The organism is Pseudomonas zanjanensis (assembly GCF_014268745.2).
In the GTDB taxonomy this organism is placed as follows: domain Bacteria; phylum Pseudomonadota; class Gammaproteobacteria; order Pseudomonadales; family Pseudomonadaceae; genus Aquipseudomonas; species Aquipseudomonas zanjanensis.
This window is the reverse complement of record NZ_JABWRB020000001.1, coordinates 3,277,596-3,296,105: the sequence shown is the minus strand read 5'-3', so window position 1 is coordinate 3,296,105 and position 18,510 is coordinate 3,277,596. Positions and strand designations below refer to the sequence as shown.

The following is an 18,510-nucleotide window of genomic DNA, read 5'->3' as shown; positions in this document are numbered from 1 at the left end:
GGTGATATCGGGCCCGTCGCACGGAGGGCCGGGACGGGGAAGCTGTTCTGGTAGACGAGCGTTCCGGGCGGGAATTTAGCGGGGTGAAATACTTGGTAGCAGTTGGCGGAAGGGCAAACCAATAACCAAGTCAGGTGAAGTTGTGGTGAGGGGATTTATCTGTGGCGAGGGGATTTATCCCCGCTGGGCTGCGCAGCAGCCCCAATGGCGAGCACCTCGGTGTGTCAGATGTTTGAGTGAGCTGGTTTTGGGGCTGCTTCGCAGCCAGCGGGGATAAATCCCCTCGCCACAAAAGCGGTGCTCGGCGCCATTGGAGATGAACGAATCAGCCTTGATACAAACCAACGCTTTAAATCTATATGAGAATTACTATAAATTACGCGATTGAATCTGCCACTATCGTGCCATGCCCTTTTCAGGCATGCCGGGTGGCCCAGGGATAGCTGTCGCAGTCATTGCGCACGGGAGTCATGTTGGAAAACTACTATCGCGAGCTGGTGTGTTTCCTGAACGCCAGGCTAGGCAACCGCCAGGCGGCCGAGGATGTGGTGCATGACGCTTATGTGCGGGTGCTGGAGCGTGCCAGCGACACGCCCATCGAACAGCCGCGGGCGTTTCTCTACCGCACGGCGCTGAACCTGGTGATCGACGGGCATCGGCGCAATACCCTGCGTCAGGTCGAATCCCTGGATGTGCTGGACAGCGAAGAACGCTTCTTCACCCCATCGCCCCATATCAGCTTCGACCATGGCCAGCGCCTGGACATGCTGCAGCGTGCCCTGGCCGAGCTGCCGCCGCTGTGCCGCGAGAGTTTCCTGCTGCGCAAGCTCGAAGGCCTGTCCCATCCGCAGATCGCCGAGCGCCTGGGCATTTCCCGGGCGCTGGTGGAAAAACACATCGTCAACGCCATGAAGCACTGCCGCGTTCGCGTGCGACAGTGGGACGCGCCCTGATTCGATCGTCACCGGTCACCCGGCGGTAAATTTTTTTTCATTGTCCTCGTTCCTCTCAACAGACGACTTGCCGGCGCCTCGAACGCCGGTCAGGTTCCCCAGGCTTTTCGTGCCCTGTTGAGGGGCTTTTCCAGAGGACACTGGACATGACACAGGCAATTGCATCGCCCATCGTTCACGACTTGATCGGCATTGGCTTCGGCCCTTCGAACCTGGCGTTGGCCATCGCGCTGCAGGAGCGGGGGCCGGCCCAGGGTGAACTGGACGTGTTGTTCCTCGACAAGCAGGCCGACTACCGCTGGCACGGCAACACCCTGGTGACCCAGAGCGAGTTGCAGATTTCCTTCCTCAAGGACCTGGTGACCCTGCGCAACCCCACGAGCCCGTATTCGTTCGTCAATTACCTCAAGCACCACGGCCGCCTGGTGGATTTCATCAACCTCGGCACCTTCTACCCGTGCCGCATGGAGTTCAATGACTACCTGCGCTGGGTGGCCGGGCACTTCACCGAGCAGAGCCGTTATGGCGAGGAAGTGCTGCGCATCGAACCGGTGCTGCATCACCAGCAGGTCGAAGCGCTGCGAGTGATTTCCCGCGATGCCCAGGGTGAAGAGTTGATCCGCACCACCCGCTCTCTGGTGGTCAGTGCCGGCGGTACCGCGCGCATCCCCGAGGCGTTCAAGGCGTTCAGGGATGATGCGCGGGTGTTCCACCATTCCCAGTACCTGGAGCGCATGGCGAGCCAGCCGTGCGTGAAGGGCCAGCCGATGAACATCGCCATCATCGGCGGTGGGCAGAGCGCGGCGGAGGCCTTTATCGACCTTAATGACAGCTTCCCTTCGGTACAGGTCGACATGATCCTGCGCGGCTCGGCCCTCAAACCGGCGGATGACAGCCCGTTCGTCAACGAAGTGTTCTCTCCGGAATTCACCGACCTGGTGTTCCAGCAACCCCACAGCGAGCGCGAGCGGTTGGTCAACGAGTACCACAACACCAACTATTCGGTGGTGGACATCGATTTGATCGAACGCATCTACGGGATTTTTTACCGCCAGAAAGTCTCCGGCATCGCCCGTCATGCGTTCCGCACCCTCACCACGATTGAGAAAGCCACGGCCACCGACGCGGGCGTGGAACTGGCGGTGCGCAACAACGCCACGGGCGAGCTGACGGTGCGCCGTTATGACGCCGTGGTCTTGGCCACCGGTTACGAGCGGCAGATGCACCGCACCCTGCTGGAGCCGCTGGCGCAGTACCTGGGGAATTTCGAGGTGGATCGCAACTACAAGCTAATCACCGACGAGCGCTGCAAGGCGGCGATCTACATGCAGGGCTTCTGCCAGGCCAGCCATGGCCTGAGCGACACCCTGTTATCGATCCTGCCGGTGCGTGCCGATGAAATTGCCGGCTCGCTGTATGAACATGGGAACAATCGTGGGCAGGCGCGTCCGGTGCGCGATCGGTTGCTCGCCGCTGTGTAGGCCAGACCTGCGCCAAGTGTCAATCAATGCAAAACCCCCTGTGGGAGCGGGCTTGCTCGCGAAGGCGGTGTGACAGTTGGCATCAATGTCACTGACTCACTGCCTTCGCGAGCAAGCCCGCTCCCACAGGTCATAGGTTTGGCCCTGAAGGGGGCGACCTGGGTCACTTGCAGGAAATTTTTCAGAAACTTCCTACACTCATGTCATGCGTCTGTTCGACAGGCGCATCGACGGTTCGCTGTTCCCTCGTATTGGCAGTCTGAACCCCCAACCGGTCACCCTGACTGAAGTCGGTGGTTTCCGGGCCGACTACGCCATGCGAAACACCTCGAACAGATGAAGCTCCTTCTACGCACGGGCCTGGTGGCGCTGCTGGGCTCATTGAGTATGGCGCCACAGGTGGGCGCGGCGCCTGAGTCGTTGCAGGTGCTCGGGCGCTCCCATGTGGATGATTATTCGGTGTCCCTCGCCGCCGCCGACTGGGGCTGGTTGCGCCAGAAGGGCACGTTGCTGCTGGGCGCCTCGGCGCCGGACTATGCGCCTTTCAGCATCACCGGCAATGGCCGCGACTACGAAGGCCTGACCGCGGACTACGCACAATTGCTGGGGCAACTCCTGCACATCAAGGTGCAGGTCCAGCGCTACCCGTCCCGTGCCGAATCGCTCCAGGCCCTGCGCGGCGGTGAGATCGACCTGCTCGGCACCGCCAATGGCTTCGAAGCCGCCGATCCGGACCTGGCGATGTCCCAGGCCTATGCCGATGACCTGCCCACCCTCGTGGCCCGCATCGACGACAGCCAGGATTTGCCCACGGACCTGGCCGGCAAGCGCGTGGCGATGCTCTATCACTACTTGCCGCCGGAGACGGTCGAGGCGTTTTATCCCGACGCTGCCTTTCAATTGTTCCCCTCGACCTTGGGCGCCATCGGAGCCGTGGCGTTCGGTCAGGCCGACGTCTACCTGGGAGACTCGATCAGTTCCAACTACCTCATCAGCAAGAATTACCTGAACAACGTCCAACTGGCCGATTTCTCGCGCCTGGAGGTGCAGCCGTTCGCCTTTGCGGTCAGCCGCGACAATGCGCGGATGCTGCGCATCGTCAACGCCGCGCTGCAAGCCATTCCTGCCAGCGAACGCATGATCATCCTGCGGCGCTGGAGTGCCGGTGGCGCCAGCATGCCGGGTCAGCAGGCGCTGCATTTCAGCGTCAGCGAACAGCGTTGGCTGGACGCCCATCCGCGGATCAAGGTGGCGGTCAACGAAAACTTCCTGCCGCTGACGTTCTTCGATGAACAAGACCATTTGCGCGGCATCGGCGCCGATGTGCTGGCCCGGATCAGCTTGCGCACCGGTTTGAAATTCGATGTGCAGCGGGGCGATTCGGTTGACGATTTGATCGGCCAGATCAAGAGCGGCAAGGCCGACGTCTTGGCCACCGCCATCCCCAGCGCCGAACTCGAAGATGAGTTGCGTTTTACCCGACCCTACCTGGCGAACCCGTTCGTGCTGGTGGTGCCGCTCAAGGCCAAGGCGCTGACCCTGGACCAGATGGCCGGCAAGCGCCTGGCGCTGGTGCGTGGCAACGTGCTGCGCGAATTCCTGCTGGAGCAGTTCCCCCGGGTGCAGTTGGTGGCGGCGCAGAACGCGGCCGACGCCATGGCCATGGTCGCCGCCGGCACGGCGGACGCGGCGATCAATCCGCTGATCAGTGCCCGCTACATGATCTCCCGCCAGTACCGCGACACCCTGCAAGTCACCAGCACCGTGGGCACCTTGCCCGCCTACGTTGCCCTGGCGACGAACCGGGACGCCTTGGCGCTTCATTCGATCCTGGACAAGGCTCTGTTGAGCATTTCGCCCGAGGAAATGGACGAGCTGACCAACCGCTGGCGCAGTGAAGTGGTGATCGACAACAGTTATTGGCTGCGCAACCGCACCACGATTCTGCGAGGGTTTACCGTTGCTGCGTTGCTGTTGCTGGTGGCCTTTGGCTGGGGCGTTTATCTGCGGCGGCTGCTGGAACAGTTGCGCGTGGCCAAGGAAAGCGCCGACGAAGCCAATCGGGCCAAGACCACCTTCGTGGCGACCATGAGCCATGAGATCCGCACGCCGATGAATGCGGTGATCGGCCTGCTGGAGCTGGCCTTGAAAAAAGCCGACCAGGGCGTCGTGGACCGCTTCGCCATCGAAGTCGCGTCGGGCGCCGCCCATGGCATGCTGGACTTGATCGGCGACATCCTCGACATCGCCCGAATCGAGTCGGGCAAGCTGTCGCTGGCGCCGCAACGGGCCAATCTACGCGGGTTGATCGAGTCGGTGGCGCGGATCTTCGAGGGCCTGGCCTGGCAGAAACACTTGCGTTTGCACTGGGTACTGGATGCTACGGTCGATTGCGACGTGTTGGTCGATCCGTTGCGTTTCAAGCAGGTCGTCTCGAACCTGCTGGGCAACGCCATCAAGTTCACCGACCAAGGCGAAGTGCGCCTGAGTGTGCGCGGCGAGTTGAACCCCGAGCACAAGCACTTGGGCATTTGCCTGCGGGTCGAGGACACCGGTTGCGGTATTTCCCCCGAGGACCAGCGCTGCCTGTTCAGCCCCTTTACCCAGGCCGGCCATCACCCCCAGTCGGCCCGCAGCGGTTCCGGGTTGGGGTTGGTCATCAGCCGCACGTTATGCGAAATGATGGGCGGCACCTTGGCATTACACAGCGTGCCAGGGGAGGGCACACAGGTCGAAGTCTTGCTGGACTTGCCCATGCTCGACGCGCTGTCGACGCTGCCGCCCAGCCAGGACGAGGCGCTGCCGGCGGTCCGGGCGCTGAGTATCCTGGTGGTCGACGACTACCCGGCCAACCGCTTGCTGCTGTCTCAGCAACTGGGCTACCTGGGTCATCGTGTCCAGGAGGCACAGAACGGTATCGACGGCCTGCAGGCTTGGCGCAGCGAACATTTCGATGTGGTCATCACCGACTGCAACATGCCCTTGATGAGCGGCTACGAACTGGCCCGGGCCATTCGCGACGAAGAGCGCGACCGCAACCTGTCGCCCGTGGTGATCCTGGGGTTCACGGCCAACGCCCAGCCTGAGGAAAAGCAGCGCTGCGCCGAAGCCGGGATGGACGATTGCCTGTTCAAGCCCATCGGCCTCAGGGAGCTCAATGCGTGCCTGGCCTCGGTCACGCCGGACGCGCTGGCGCCCCGGCCCCGCGATGGCATCGACTTGGCCGGCCTGGAACAACTGACCGGCAGCGACACGAGCGCCATGAAGGCGTTGTTGGAAGAACTGGTCAGCAGCAATGCCGAAGATCTCGTGCGACTGCTGCACTTGGCCACCCGACAAGACTTGCCGGGCCTGGCGGACCTGGCGCACCGGATCAAGGGCGGGGCGCGGATCATCCAGGCGCAACGCCTGATTGCTGCCTGCGAGGCGCTGGAAGAGGCTTGCCGAGAAGGCAACGTGTCGCTGCTCACCGAAGCCGTGGAAAACCTACGCCAAGCCATCGACCACCTGGCCGAACAACTGAAAACCTACATGGAAGGGGTAAGAACTGAGTAGGAGCTGTAGGAACTGTAGGAGCCGTAGGAGCTGACGAGTGCAACGAGGCTGCGATCTTTCCCCTGACACTTGAGTCCCAAGTGAAAGATCAAAAGATCGCAGGCTTCGCCAGCTCCTACAGAATCCGAGCAAAAAGATAAATGTCTTCGCCACAAGGGCTTCGTCTGGCTTCATTTTAGGAATAGTCCTACATCGCCCTTCAAACGCTTCCTCTAGCCTGAGCGCCCTTAATGTTCTTGAGCCGGTGCCTACCTGGCGCGTTGCTATTGGAAAGCTTGCCATGCCGAACAAAGCACTTCGTATCCTGATTGCCGATACCCAACACACCCATCGAATCGTGCTGGAACGTCTGTTCAATCAACAAGGCTACTTCCGGATTGTCCCCGTGAGCCATTTGCAAGAGTTGCTGACGCTGGTGGAGTACGGCAGCGAGCCGTTCGACCTGATTGTCGTCAACGCGCAGTTGGCAGGCGAGGCGCTGGATTTGCACGATTTTGTTGTCTATAACCCACAGGTTCGCCACGGGATGCTTTACAACGCGCAATCGGCCAGTCAGTCGCCGGTGCCTGTCGCGCGTCGATCGAACCTGCATCTGAGCCCGGCGCCACTGCCGGACCTGGCTTCGCTGCGGCGTTTGATGGAGCGGGTTGATCCTCAGGTCCATGAGCCGTTGCAGGCGTGGGCGCGCGCCCTCAGGCAGGGTCATAGACACTGAACCCGACCGTCGGTCCGCACTGTCAGGTCTGACAGGTGGCAAGGCCAGGCACTTGTGCAAAAGTCCGGTGCGGTCATGGCGCCGGTGCCGTTTGTATTGTTTTGGGGAGTTGCCTTGAAAGACGTGTTGATCGTGGATGACCACCCTGTCATACGAGGGGCGCTGCGGCTCATTTGCCAGAATGAGGCATTCACCCACATCCGGGACGCCAGCGGGGCGGCCGATGCCAGGGCCATCATCAAGGAGGGCGCGCCGGACCTGGTGATCCTGGACCTGGTGATGAACGGTTTCGATGGCCTCGACCTGCTGGTCTGGATCATGGCCCAGTTTCCTGAATGCAGCGTGTTGGTGTTCACCTCCCAGGACGCTCAGCACTTCTGCAACCGCTGCATCTCGGCCGGGGCCCGGGGGTTTGTGACCAAAAAAAGCGACCTGAAGGAACTGACCAAGGCCATCCAGGCGTTGAAGTCCGGTTATGCCTATTTTCCCCAGACATCCGTCCGGCTGGATTTCCAACAACGCAGTGAACAGCAAGCCCTGGAAAGCCTTTCCACCCGCGAACTGTCCATCTTGCGCATGCTGGCCATGGGCATGCGCGGCAAGGACATCGCCGAAAGCCTGTTCTTGAGCCCGAAAACCGTCAGCACCTACAAGACGCGCCTGTTGGAAAAACTCGGCTTGCAATCCTTGGTGGGGCTGTCGGAGTTTGCCAAGCGCAATCACCTTTGAATGAGTGACACCGAAACCTGTGGGAGCGGGCTTGCTCGCGAATGCGGTGTGTCAGCAAGCATTTACTTCACTGACACTCCGCATTCGCGAGCAAGCCCGCTCCCACAAGGGGAAATGTGGGGACATTGTAGTTTTTCCAGATGCTTAATCGTTCTCTGGATAGAACGCTAAAGCCGGTTTTTGCCGTCTAGTGCTTCAAGGGTGTCGGTTTTAAGCTATCTCCATCGAGTTGCAACACCTGATTTGGAGACACGGCATGAAAAACATCATCGGCCTCTACACCAGCCCGCGGCCCCATTGGGTCGGCGATGGCTTCCAGGTGCGCACGCTGTTTTCCTACGACAACCTGGGCAAGCACATCAGCCCGTTCCTGCTGCTGGACCACGCCGCCCCCACCGAATTCACGCCCACCACCGAGCGGCGTGGCGTCGGCCAGCACCCGCATCGTGGGTTCGAAACCGTGACCATCGTCTACCAGGGCGAACTGGAGCACCGTGATTCCACCGGCAGCGGCGGCAAGATCGGTCCCGGCGACGTGCAATGGATGACTGCCGCTTCCGGCATCATCCACGAAGAGTTCCACTCCGAAGCCTTCGCCCGGCAGGGCGGCTTCATGGAAATGGTCCAGCTGTGGGTCAACCTGCCCGCCAAGGACAAAATGGCCCCGGCCGGTTACCAAACGATCCTCAAGGGCGACATTCCGAACATTGCCCTGAAGGACAACGCCGGCAGCCTGCGCCTGATCGCCGGGCGCTTCGAAGGGCATCAAGGCCCGGCGCGGACCTTCACGCCCATCGACGTCTGGGACATTCGCTTGAATGCCGATAAGAACCTCACCCTTGACCTGCACGAAGGGCACAACACCGCCCTGGTGGTGCTGCGGGGCTCGGTCCAGGCCAATGGCCGCGAACGGATCGAGGCCGGACAGATGGCCCTGTTCGACCGGGCCGGCGACCAATTAAGCCTGCAAGCCAATAACGACGCGGTGGTGCTACTGCTCAGTGGCGAGCCGATCGACGAGCCCATCGTCGGCCATGGTCCGTTCGTGATGAACAGTGAACAGGAAATCCACCAGGCCTTCGAGGATTTCCATTCCGGACGCTTTGGCCGGATGCAAGACTGACGCTAGCCACGCAGGGCCAATGTGGGAGCGGGCTTGCTCGCGAAGGCGGTGTGTCAGTGAAGTAAATGTCTGCTGACACACCGCCTTCGCGAGCAAGCCCGCTCCCACAGGAGTCTTGTGGGGGATCTCTACAGCGTCTTCAATCTGTGCCAATCTTCGCCAATCGCCCTCCTGGAGCTGTTCCGATGCTGTTTCTGATCTCCGAGCACCCGTTGCTCTGTGCCCTGGCACTGCTGGTGTTCGACTTGTTGATGTGGCACTTGGTCAGTGCGGATCGGATCTATTGGAAAGTCGGCGCAAGGCTGGTGATTTTTTCGCTGTTCAGCGTGCTGCTGTTCAACGAAGGCCTCAACCCCATGGTGCCGGCGCAGTGGGTCGACGATGTGCCTCGGCACCTGGCGGCGACCGGTTTGCAGATCACCTGGTGGCTGTTCGCCGCGCGAACCCTGACCGTGCTGATCGTGGCGGCGTTGATGCAACGGGTCGGCCACACCGGGCGCTTGTTGCAGGATTTGCTCGGCGCGGTGATTTTCCTCATCGCCGTCATCGCGGCACTTGCCTATGTGCTGGATCTGCCGGTCAAGGGCGTGCTGGCGACGTCCGGCGCAATGGCGATCATCGTTGGCCTGGCCTTGCAGAGCACACTCAGCGACGTGTTTTCCGGGATCGTGCTCAATACCACCAAGCCCTACCAAGTCGATGACTGGATTTCCATCGATGGCACCGAAGGCCGGGTCACCGACATCGACTGGCGTGCCACGCGATTGCAAACCTCCCAAGGCAGCATGGCGGTGATCCCCAACTCGCTGGCGGCGAAAGCCAAGATCGTCAACTTCAGCCGACCCAGCGACATGCATGGCTTGGCCATCAGTCTCCAGGTCAGCCCCCATGCGCGTCCGCAAAAGGTGATCGACGCGTTGGAGCGGGCAATGATCGGTTGTCGTGCGCTGCTTGCCACTCCGGCGCCCTGTGTCACGCTCAAAAGCACCGGTAGCGGCGGGGCGGAATACGAGATCAGCGGATTCGTGGCGTCGATGGGGCAGAAGCGGGAGGTGCGCAATCAACTGTTCGACCTGGCGTTCCGGCATTTGCAAGCGTCGGGCGTGAGTCTGTTGTCCACCAGCGAAAGCACGGCCTCCATCGGCGTGTCGCGCCCTCGGGCGCTGCTGGAAAGCTCGAGCATTTTTTCGACGCTACGCCCGGACGAAAAAGATGTTTTCAGCCAGAACATGACATTACAAAGCTTCCGCGCCGGCGATGTGATCCTGGCGGCGGGAGAGGTCAGCGATCATCTGTTCATCATTGAATCCGGGGTGGTCAGCGTGACCCTCATGCGCAACGGCCAGCCACTCGAGGGCGGGCGCATGGGGCCAGGGGAGGTGATCGGCGAAGCCGGGATCGTCGCCGAGCAGGCGGCGCTGGCTAATTTTAACGCCAAGACCTTCTGCACTCTTTACCGCATCGAGAACAGCTACCTCAAGCCGTGCCTCGAAGCCCGCCGCGACATCAACGACGCGATGAAAAACCTGCTGGACGTGCGCATGCACCTGGCCCAGAACCTGACCCGCGAAGCCCCCAAGCCGATCGCCAAGAAGCGCTTTTTGCAATGGTTGCGCAGCCGGGCCTGACCTCTATCTCGAAGTCTCCACGGTCCCCTGTGGCGAGGGAGCTTGCTCCCGCTGGGTCGCGAAGCGGCCCCAAAACCTGCCGAATGCGCAGCACCAGGCACACCGCACCGGCCGGTTTACGACTGCTGCGCAGCCGAGCGGGAGCAAGCTCCCTCGCCACAATGGCTTGCGTCCATTTCCAGGTTGAGCCTCGGCCTTCATTGGCCACCCGAACTTCCCAACAATTGGCTATTTGTACCGCGCCCCTGCACCGCTAACGTAGCGCTACACCCAATTGCTGTCCTGGAGTTCACCATGCAACCGCGCATCGATTTCTACACCGCTTCCCCCGACGCTTTCAAAGCCATGCTGGCCCTGGAAAATGCCGCCTCGAACCTGGGCCTGGAGAAGTCCCTGCTGGAGCTGGTCAAGCTGCGTTCCTCACAGATCAACGGCTGCGCCTTCTGCATCGACATGCACACCGCCGATGCCCGCAAGGACGGCGAGACCGAACGTCGCCTGTACGCCGTGACCGCCTGGCGTGAAGCGCCATTCTTCACCGGCCGCGAGCGCGCCGCGCTGGCCTGGACCGAAGCCCTGACGCGCCTGAGCGACACCCACGCGCCGGACGCCGACTATGCCTTGCTGAGCGAACATTTCAGCCCCAAGGAAATGGTCGACCTGACCGTAGCGATCAACGCCATCAATGGTTGGAACCGCTTGGCGGTGGGCTTTCGCAAGATGCCTGAGGCCTGAGACGCCTCGATCCAGAAAGGGTGAGCCCTGTGGGAGCGAGCCTGCTCGCGATAGCGGTCTGACAGTTCATGCACCATTGACTGACACACCGCCATCGCGAGCAGGCTCGCTCCCACAGATTGATCATCGATAGGCTCTTTCCTAGGCGCCCAGGCTCCAGTCATCCCGCGCTGGGAACTTCGCCCGTTTGATCTTCTTCTACCCACAAGCGGCGTCAGCCGTCTTTTGCAAAGGAGTCGATCATGCAAATTCAAGTCAATAGCAACGATATCGAAGGCAGCGCCCGCCTGCAGGAGTGGGTGGGCGGTACGGTGGTGGACACGCTGCAGCGTTTCGAGGGGCAACTGGCCCGGGTTGAAGTTCATGTCAGCGATGAGAATGCCCAAAAGGGCGGCGCTGCCGACAAGCGCTGCCAGATCGAGGCACGCCTGCAAGGGTTCTCGCCGATGTCTGTCTCCCACAAGGCCGCAAGCCTCGAACTGGCCGTGGAGGGCGCCGCCGATAAAATGCTGCACGCGCTCGATCATCAGATCGGCAAACTCAACCCCGCCATCGAACCGATGGGACGCGTGACTGCGCCCACTGATGAAGCACCACCCGAGGTGGTGGACGCGATGCTGGAGGAAGATTTCCTCGAAAACCAAGAGGCGCGTGGCAAAGAATAAGGAGGCGATCATGACCGCTCATCAACCTTTCAACCGGCAGGTATTGGCCGAACTCCTGGCGTTCGACGAACAGCCGAGTCTTTCGTTGTACATGCCCACGCACCGTACATTCCCTGAACGCAGCCAGGACCCGATCCGCTACAAGAACCTGGTTCGCGACCTGCAGGCGCAACTGGAACAACAGCACCCGGACCTTGACGGTGCGCCGTTGCTCCAGTCTTTTCACGCGTTGGTGGACGACCAGGACTTCTGGAACTCTAATCGGGACGGCATTGCGGTGTTCGGCGCCCGCGACTACTTCAACGTCATTGCGGTGAATCAACGCTTGCCGCAACGCGCCGTCGCCAACAGTCACCCTTATCTCAAGCCGTTGTTGCGGCTGGTCCAATCCACCGACCGTTATCAAGCGCTGTGCCTGACCCGCAACGAAGTCTGGCTGTATGAAGGCTCCTCGGAGCAGCTAGAGAAAATCGAGCTGGCCGAGCAGGTGCCGCGCAACCAGAACGAGGCCCTGGGCGACGAGCTGACCCCGGGCAACCAACAGGGTTTTCCTAACGGTTTCAGCCGCAGTGGCGAGCGTGGCGATGCGATGATGCATGAGGCCGCCGGCGGCGGTAAGCAGGACGAAATCAACCTCGACCGCGAGCGGTTTTTCCGCGTCGTGGATAAAGCGATCCTGCAATACCATTCGCAACCTTCAGGGCTGCCGATGATCCTGGTGGCCCTGCCGGAGAACCAGGCCGTGTTCCGTGCCGTCAGCCACAACTCGCAACTGCTGGGCCAGGGGATCGAGATAGACCCGTCCAGGCTTGGCGTCGAGGCGTTGCGTGTCCACTGCTCGAAGCTCATGGCCCACAGCTATGCCGATCACGTTGTCGACAGCTTGAATCGCTACGGCATCGCGGTGGGGCAGGGACGGGCACTGGATAACCTGGCCGACGTCGCCAAGGCCGCCTGGGAAGGCCGCGTCGCGCTGCTGCTGGTGGAGGCCGAGCGCCAGGTTCCTGGCCAGCTCGACCTGGACAAGGGACGGTTGCTGATTGACGAGAGCGGCGATGAACTGGCCCCGGATGTACTGGATGAACTGATCCTGGCCGTGACCCGGCAGGGGGGCGAAGTGGTGGTGATTCCACCCGAGCATGTGATGCCGACCGACACGGGCGCGGCGGCGGTGTGCCGGTTCTAGTTCGATCGTGGTTTAGCGCTAAACCCCGTGGGAGCGGGCTTGCTCGCGAAAGCGGCGTGTCAGGCGACATCATTCTCGAATGTGCTGCCGCCTTCGCGAGCAAGCCCGCTCCCACATTATTTTTATGTCAGGCGGTCGGACGGCGTTTGCTTCCTATTAATAGGAAGCATTACTATTCACGCCCCGTTTCCACAGCACGCCGTGATGACCCCCAAGCTGCCCCGCAGACCCGGCTTTTTCGAGCATTACGAAGAGTTGATCGGCACCTGGACCCGTCGCCTGCGCAATCGCCAGCAGGCCGAGGATCTGGCCCACGACACCTTCGTACGGGTGCTTGAGGCCGATTCGAGCGGGGTCGAGCTGCCGCGGGCCTATTTGCATCAGACGGCGCGCAACATTGCAGTGGATGGCTATCGGCGCGAAGATCGACGGGGGGCCATGGAAGAGGCTGTCATCGACCCTGGTCAGTCGTTTTCGGGCGACCCGGAGCATTTCATGCACGCGATCCAACTGGCGGACTCCATCGAGCGGGCGCTTGCCGAGCTGCCTGCCAACTGCCGCACGGTGTTCGTCTGGCAGAAGATCGAAGGCCTGACCCAGGCGGAAATCGCCGAGCGCCTGGGCCTGTCAAAAAACATGGTGGAAAAGTATATGATCCGCACCCTGCGGCATCTGCGCGATCGCCTGGACGGACCAGGCCAATGATCCGTCGCCCTCTTTCACCTGAGCCACAGGACCTTCCATGATGGATAGCCGTGAATGCCCGTGCGGGCAGGACAGGGTTCGCGACGCGGCGGCGCATTGGTTCGTGCGTTTGCAAGCGCCCGCCATGAGTATCGAGGAGCGCCAGGCTTTCAACGCCTGGCTGGACGAACATCCCAACCACCGCGACGAAATCCAGTTGCTCCAAGGCATCTGGAGCGCCACCGACCTGCTGCCCAAGGAACGCCTGCAAGCCTTGTGCGAACCACCTGCCGAACGTCCCAAGCGTCGGCCGCTGTTGCGCTACGCCGTTGCCGCCGGGTTGTTCGCGGTGGCCTTGGGGTTGGGGCTGTTCAGCGGCTTGAGTTCTTCCACCGACTACAGCGGCGAATACGCCACCGCCTTCGGCGAGCGTCGGCATATTGCCCTGCCGGACGGCTCGGTGATCGACCTCAACAGCCGCAGCCGCGTGCGGATTGAATTCGCACACCGTCAACGCCGGGTGGAACTGGCCGAAGGCGAGGCCTTGTTCACGGTCGAGCATGATGCGGGCCGGCCCTTCACCGTCGAGACGGGCAACGGCCAGGTGACGGTGACCGGAACGCGCTTCGATGTGCGCCGTGACGCCGACAGGACTCGGATTGCGGTGGCGCAGGGCAGCGTCAAGGTCCAGGGACGCGCCGCGCCCCCGGCTCGGTTCGTCAGCCTGACGGCGGGTCTGGGCACCCAGATCGATGCCCAGGGCCAAGTCGCCACGCCTTACGCGGTCAACGCCGAGGCGCTCACCGCCTGGCGCAGCGGCAAACTGGTGTTCGACAACGCGCCGCTCAAGGATGTGGTTGAAGAAGTTTCCCGCTATCGCACCCAGCCCCTGCGGGTCGGCAGCGCGGCGGTGGGCAACCTGCGCCTGACCAGCGTGTTCCGCGCCGACGATCCCGAGGCACTGCTCAAGGCGCTGCCGAACATCCTGCCGGTGGCCGTGCGCACGCTGGATGACGGCAGCCAGGAAATAATTTCGAAATAAATTCAGGTTTTTTCCGAGTTCATCGTCTTCTTGTCCAACTGCAACTGGTTTGCATTAACAGACGCGTATTCTTGCGATCAACAGGACAAGGTTCGACGTGAAAAAAACCGCCAAACACCACAACCGTACCCCGGCACGCTGGCTGCCGCTGGCCCTGACCCTAGCGGTCAGCGCCGCAGTGCCCCAGGCGTTCGCCGACCAGGCCGCCACCGCCATTCACATCCAGGCGCAGCCGTTGGGCCAAGCCTTGAGCCAGCTCGGCCAGCAAACCGCGTTGCAGGTGTTCTTCAGCCCCGAGCTGGTGGCGGGCAAGCAAGCGCCGGCGGTGGACGGCAACCTGTCCCCGGAAGCGGCCTTGCGCCAATTGCTCCAGGGCAGCGGCCTGCAATACCAGATCGATAATGGTTCGGCGACCGTGTTGCCGGCGCCCTCGGCCTCCAGCGCTGGCCCGCTGGAACTGGGTGCCACTGAGATCCAGGTGGTCGGTGACTGGCTCGGCGACGCCAATGCCGAGGTGGTGCAGAACCACGCCGGTGCGCGTACGGTGATCCGCCGCGAAGCGATGGTGGAGCAGGGCGCCATGAATGTCGGCGATGTGCTGCGGCGCGTACCGGGTGTGCAGGTCCAGGACGCCAACGGCACCGGCGGCAGCGATATTTCCCTGAACGTCGGCGTGCGCGGCCTGACCTCGCGCTTGTCGCCACGCTCCACGGTGTTGATCGACGGCGTACCGGCGGCATTCGCGCCCTACGGCCAGCCGCAACTGTCCATGGCGCCGATTTCCTCGGGCAACCTGGACAGCATCGACGTGGTGCGCGGCGCCGGTTCCGTGCGCTACGGGCCGCAGAACGTTGGCGGGGTGATCAACTTCGTGACCCGTGCCATTCCGGAAAAAGCCACCGGTGAAATCGGCACCACCCTGGAAACCTCCCAGCGCGGTGGTTGGAAGCACATCGACACGGCCTTCCTCGGTGGCACTGCCGACAACGGCCTGGGCGTGGCGCTGTTGTATTCGGGCGTCAACGGCAACGGCTATCGCCAGAGCAACAACGGCAACGACATCGACGACGTGATCCTCAAGACCCATTGGGCACCGACCGACGTCGACGACTTCTCGCTGAATTTCCACTATTACGACGCGAAGGCCGACATGCCCGGTGGCCTGACCCAGGCCCAATACGATGCGGACCCGTACCAGTCCGTCCGCGACTGGGACAACTTCAGCGGCCGGCGCAAGGACGTGTCGTTCAAGTGGATCCGCGAGATCAACGAGCGCACCCAAGCCGAGGTGCTGACCTATTACTCTGACAGCTACCGTGGCAGCACCATCGCCTCCCGGGATCAGCGCAACCTGGTGTCCTACCCGCGCACCTATTACACCTTCGGCATCGAGCCTCGGGTCTCCCACGTGTTTGACTTGGGGCCCACCACCCAGGAAGCCAGCGTCGGTTATCGCTACTTGAAGGAAGGCATGCACGAAGAAGCCAGCCGCCTGGCGTTGCTGGATAACCAGCCAGTGGTGCGCCCGGGTGCCGACGGCCACGTCTACCAGGACCGTACCGGAGGCACTGAAGCCCACGCGGTGTATATCGATGACAAGATCGATGTCGGCAAATGGACCATCACCCCGGGCATCCGCTTCGAAAGCATCAGCACCGAATGGCACGACCGTCCGGTGCTCGACACCGCCGGCCGTCCCGTGCAGGAAAAACGCCGCAGCATCGACAGCAACGAGCCGCTGCCGGCCCTGAGCGTGATGTATCACCTGTCGGACGCCTGGAAGCTGTTCGCCAACTACGAAACCTCGTTCGGCAGCCTGCAATACTTCCAGCTCGGCCAGGGGGGCGATGGCAACAACACCGCCAACGGCTTGAGCCCGGAAAAGGCCAAGACCTACGAGATCGGTACGCGTTACAACGATGACGTCTGGGGCGGGGAAGTGACGCTGTTCTACATCGACTTCGACGACGAGCTGCAATACATCAGCAACGACGTGGGCTGGACCAACATGGGCGCCACCAAGCACCAAGGCCTGGAAGCTTCCGTGCACTACGACATGGCCGCGCTCGATCCTCGCCTCGAAGGCCTCACCGCCACCGCCGGTTTCACCTACACCCGGGCGACGTATGAAGGTGAGATCCCCAGCTTCAAGGGCCGTGACCTGCCGTTCTATTCCCGCCAGGTGGCCAACATGGGCCTGCGGTACGAGGTCAACCGCTGGACCTACAACCTCGACGCCTTCGCCCAGTCCAAGCAACGCTCACCGGGCAACAGCGTGAACGCCGATGGCAGCTTCAGCGGCGACTACATCACCGATGGCACCGCCGATGGGCAATACGGCGACATGCCGGGTTATGTGCTCTGGAACGTGCGCGCCGGCTATGACTTCGGCGAGCAACTGTCGAACCTGAAAGTCGGCGCCGGGGTGAAAAACCTGTTCGACCACCAGTACTACACCCGCTCCAGCGACAACAACTCGGGCATCTACGTCGGCGCACCGCGCACGTTCTTTGTGCAGGCGAGTGTGGGGTTCTGATCTGGAACCCAGATTCCAGGGGCTGAAAACAGCTTTTGCAGCTCAATACCCTCCTGTGGCGAGGGAGCTTGCTCCCGCTGGGCCGCGAAGCGGCCCCAAAACCTACTGAACACCGCATCCACAGGTTTACGACTGCTTCGCAGCCGAGCGGGAGCAAGCTCCCTCGCCACAGGGAATGGGATGAGGCCTCAACAAGCGGTGCCAGGCCTCAGACCTTCAACACCTTCCCACTGGCCGCCACCGCCACCAGCGATAGCGCAATCAGCCCGAAGGCAATGCTCAAGCTGCTGCCATGGGCAACGAAACCGATCAGCGCCGGGCCGGCGAGGATGCCGGCGTAGCCGATGGTGGTGATGGCCGGCACGGCGATCGCTTCCGGCATCAGGGTCTGTTTGCCGACAGCGGTGTACAACACCGGCACGATGTTTGAACAGCCGGCGCCCACCAACGCATACCCCAGCAACGCTGCTTGCCACATCGGTGCGAGGGTCGCCAGCAGGAACCCCGCCGCAGCGATCGACCCGCCGTAGATGATCACGCGCTTGGCGCCCAGGCGATGCACCACCGCGTCGCCGGTCAGGCGGCCGACGGTCATGGTCAGCGCGAACGCGGCATAACCCAGCCCGGCATAGGCGGTATCCACCGCGCGCTCGGTGGTCAGGAACACCGCGCTCCAGTCCAGCACCGCGCCTTCAGCCAGGAACACGATGAAACACAGGATGCCGATAAACAGCACAACGCCATGGGGAATGGCAAACGCCGGTCCCGAGCTTTCACTGCCATACGGCAACAGGTGCGGCGCCGCCTTGAACAACGCCACCAACAGCACCCCATTGACCACCAACGTCGCCCCCAGCGGCGAAAGTCCCAGGCCGAGCAGGGCGCTCACTCCGGCTGCGCCAATGATCCCGCCAAGGCTGAACATGCCGTGGAAACCCGACATCATGGTCTTGCCGCTGGCCCGCTCGACGATCACCGCTTGCAGGTTCACGGTCGAGTCCACGGTGCCGAGCCCGGCGCCAAACAGGAACAGCGCAGCCACCAGCCAGGGCAGGGAGGTCATCGTCGCCAGCAACGGCAACGCCAGGCAGATCAGGATCGTGCCGCCGCTGAGCACCCGACGGCAGCCGAACCGCGTCGCCAGCGCGCCGGAAATCGGCATCGCCAGGATCGACCCGACCCCAAGGCATAGCAGCAGCAAGCCGAGGGTGCCTTCATCCAGGTTCGCCCGCACCTTGGCGTAAGGCACCAGCGGCGCCCAGGCGGCGATGCCGATGCCGGCGATGAGATAGGCGATGCGGGTGGACATTTGTTCCAGGCGTCCGGGGACAAAGGTAGGCGGGGGCGTGATGGCAGTCATGAAACGTCCTTGGCTTTCGTGCGGTGCGGTGCGGTGATGCAGGCAGGGGGCCTATGCTTGCATATCCACTGACCGCACCGCGACCCCAAGGTGCCGACGGGAATGGCCGGGTTGCCCA

The 18,510-nt window shown here is 62.2% G+C and carries 14 protein-coding genes; 13 read left to right on the top strand and 1 reads right to left on the bottom strand.

What is annotated here, in order from left to right; translation table 11 throughout:
• Window positions 1–470 precede the first annotated feature (470 nt).
• The 13 genes from HU715_RS14005 to HU715_RS13945 all read left to right on the top strand — a co-directional run bounded on the left by HU715_RS14005 (window position 471) and on the right by HU715_RS13945 (window position 17,032).
• Window positions 471–953 carry a sigma-70 family RNA polymerase sigma factor gene (locus HU715_RS14005; RefSeq protein ID WP_186708687.1) on the top strand — a complete coding sequence of 161 codons (483 nt, stop codon included), beginning with the start codon at window positions 471–473 and terminating at the stop codon, window positions 951–953.
• A gap of 146 nt (window positions 954–1,099) precedes the next feature.
• Complete coding sequence (locus HU715_RS14000; RefSeq protein WP_186708689.1) at window positions 1,100–2,434, top strand: lysine N(6)-hydroxylase/L-ornithine N(5)-oxygenase family protein; 1,335 nt, start codon at window positions 1,100–1,102, stop codon at window positions 2,432–2,434.
• Window positions 2,435–2,770: 336 nt separating this feature from the next.
• Window positions 2,771–5,989, top strand: a complete 3,219-nt coding sequence (locus HU715_RS13995) for an ATP-binding protein (RefSeq protein ID WP_186708691.1) — start codon at window positions 2,771–2,773, stop codon at window positions 5,987–5,989.
• 280 nt (window positions 5,990–6,269) lie between these two features.
• On the top strand, window positions 6,270–6,704 hold the full coding sequence (locus HU715_RS13990) for a PleD family two-component system response regulator (protein ID WP_186708693.1): 435 nt from the start codon (window positions 6,270–6,272) through the stop codon (window positions 6,702–6,704).
• Window positions 6,705–6,818: 114 nt separating this feature from the next.
• A complete protein-coding gene (locus tag HU715_RS13985; RefSeq protein ID WP_225917599.1) occupies window positions 6,819–7,433 on the top strand; it encodes a response regulator transcription factor in 615 nt (204 codons plus the stop codon).
• 256 nt (window positions 7,434–7,689) lie between these two features.
• Window positions 7,690–8,556, top strand: coding sequence for a pirin family protein (locus HU715_RS13980; protein ID WP_186708695.1), 867 nt, complete (start codon window positions 7,690–7,692; stop codon window positions 8,554–8,556).
• A 185-nt stretch (window positions 8,557–8,741) separates the two neighbouring features.
• A complete protein-coding gene (locus HU715_RS13975) occupies window positions 8,742–10,184 on the top strand; it encodes a mechanosensitive ion channel family protein (protein ID WP_186708697.1) in 1,443 nt (480 codons plus the stop codon).
• A gap of 294 nt (window positions 10,185–10,478) precedes the next feature.
• A complete protein-coding gene (locus HU715_RS13970; protein ID WP_053123536.1) occupies window positions 10,479–10,919 on the top strand; it encodes a carboxymuconolactone decarboxylase family protein in 441 nt (146 codons plus the stop codon).
• A gap of 242 nt (window positions 10,920–11,161) precedes the next feature.
• The gene (locus HU715_RS13965; protein WP_186708699.1) at window positions 11,162–11,584 is read left to right on the top strand and encodes an HPF/RaiA family ribosome-associated protein; all 423 of its coding nucleotides are present in this window, start codon (window positions 11,162–11,164) and stop codon (window positions 11,582–11,584) included.
• 10 nt (window positions 11,585–11,594) lie between these two features.
• Window positions 11,595–12,770, top strand: coding sequence for a baeRF3 domain-containing protein (locus HU715_RS13960; protein WP_186708701.1), 1,176 nt, complete (start codon window positions 11,595–11,597; stop codon window positions 12,768–12,770).
• Between the two features lie 204 nt (window positions 12,771–12,974).
• A complete protein-coding gene (locus HU715_RS13955) occupies window positions 12,975–13,475 on the top strand; it encodes a sigma-70 family RNA polymerase sigma factor (RefSeq protein WP_186708703.1) in 501 nt (166 codons plus the stop codon).
• A gap of 37 nt (window positions 13,476–13,512) precedes the next feature.
• Window positions 13,513–14,496, top strand: coding sequence for a FecR family protein (locus tag HU715_RS13950; protein ID WP_186708705.1), 984 nt, complete (start codon window positions 13,513–13,515; stop codon window positions 14,494–14,496).
• A 97-nt stretch (window positions 14,497–14,593) separates the two neighbouring features.
• Entirely contained in the window at window positions 14,594–17,032 is a 2,439-nt protein-coding gene (locus tag HU715_RS13945) for a TonB-dependent siderophore receptor (protein ID WP_186708707.1), read from the top strand.
• A 208-nt stretch (window positions 17,033–17,240) separates the two neighbouring features.
• Here HU715_RS13945 and HU715_RS13940 read toward each other — a convergent pair whose 3' ends face one another.
• Window positions 17,241–18,392 carry an MFS transporter gene (locus HU715_RS13940; RefSeq protein WP_186708709.1) on the bottom strand — a complete coding sequence of 384 codons (1,152 nt, stop codon included), beginning with the start codon at window positions 18,390–18,392 and terminating at the stop codon, window positions 17,241–17,243.
• Window positions 18,393–18,510 lie beyond the last annotated feature (118 nt).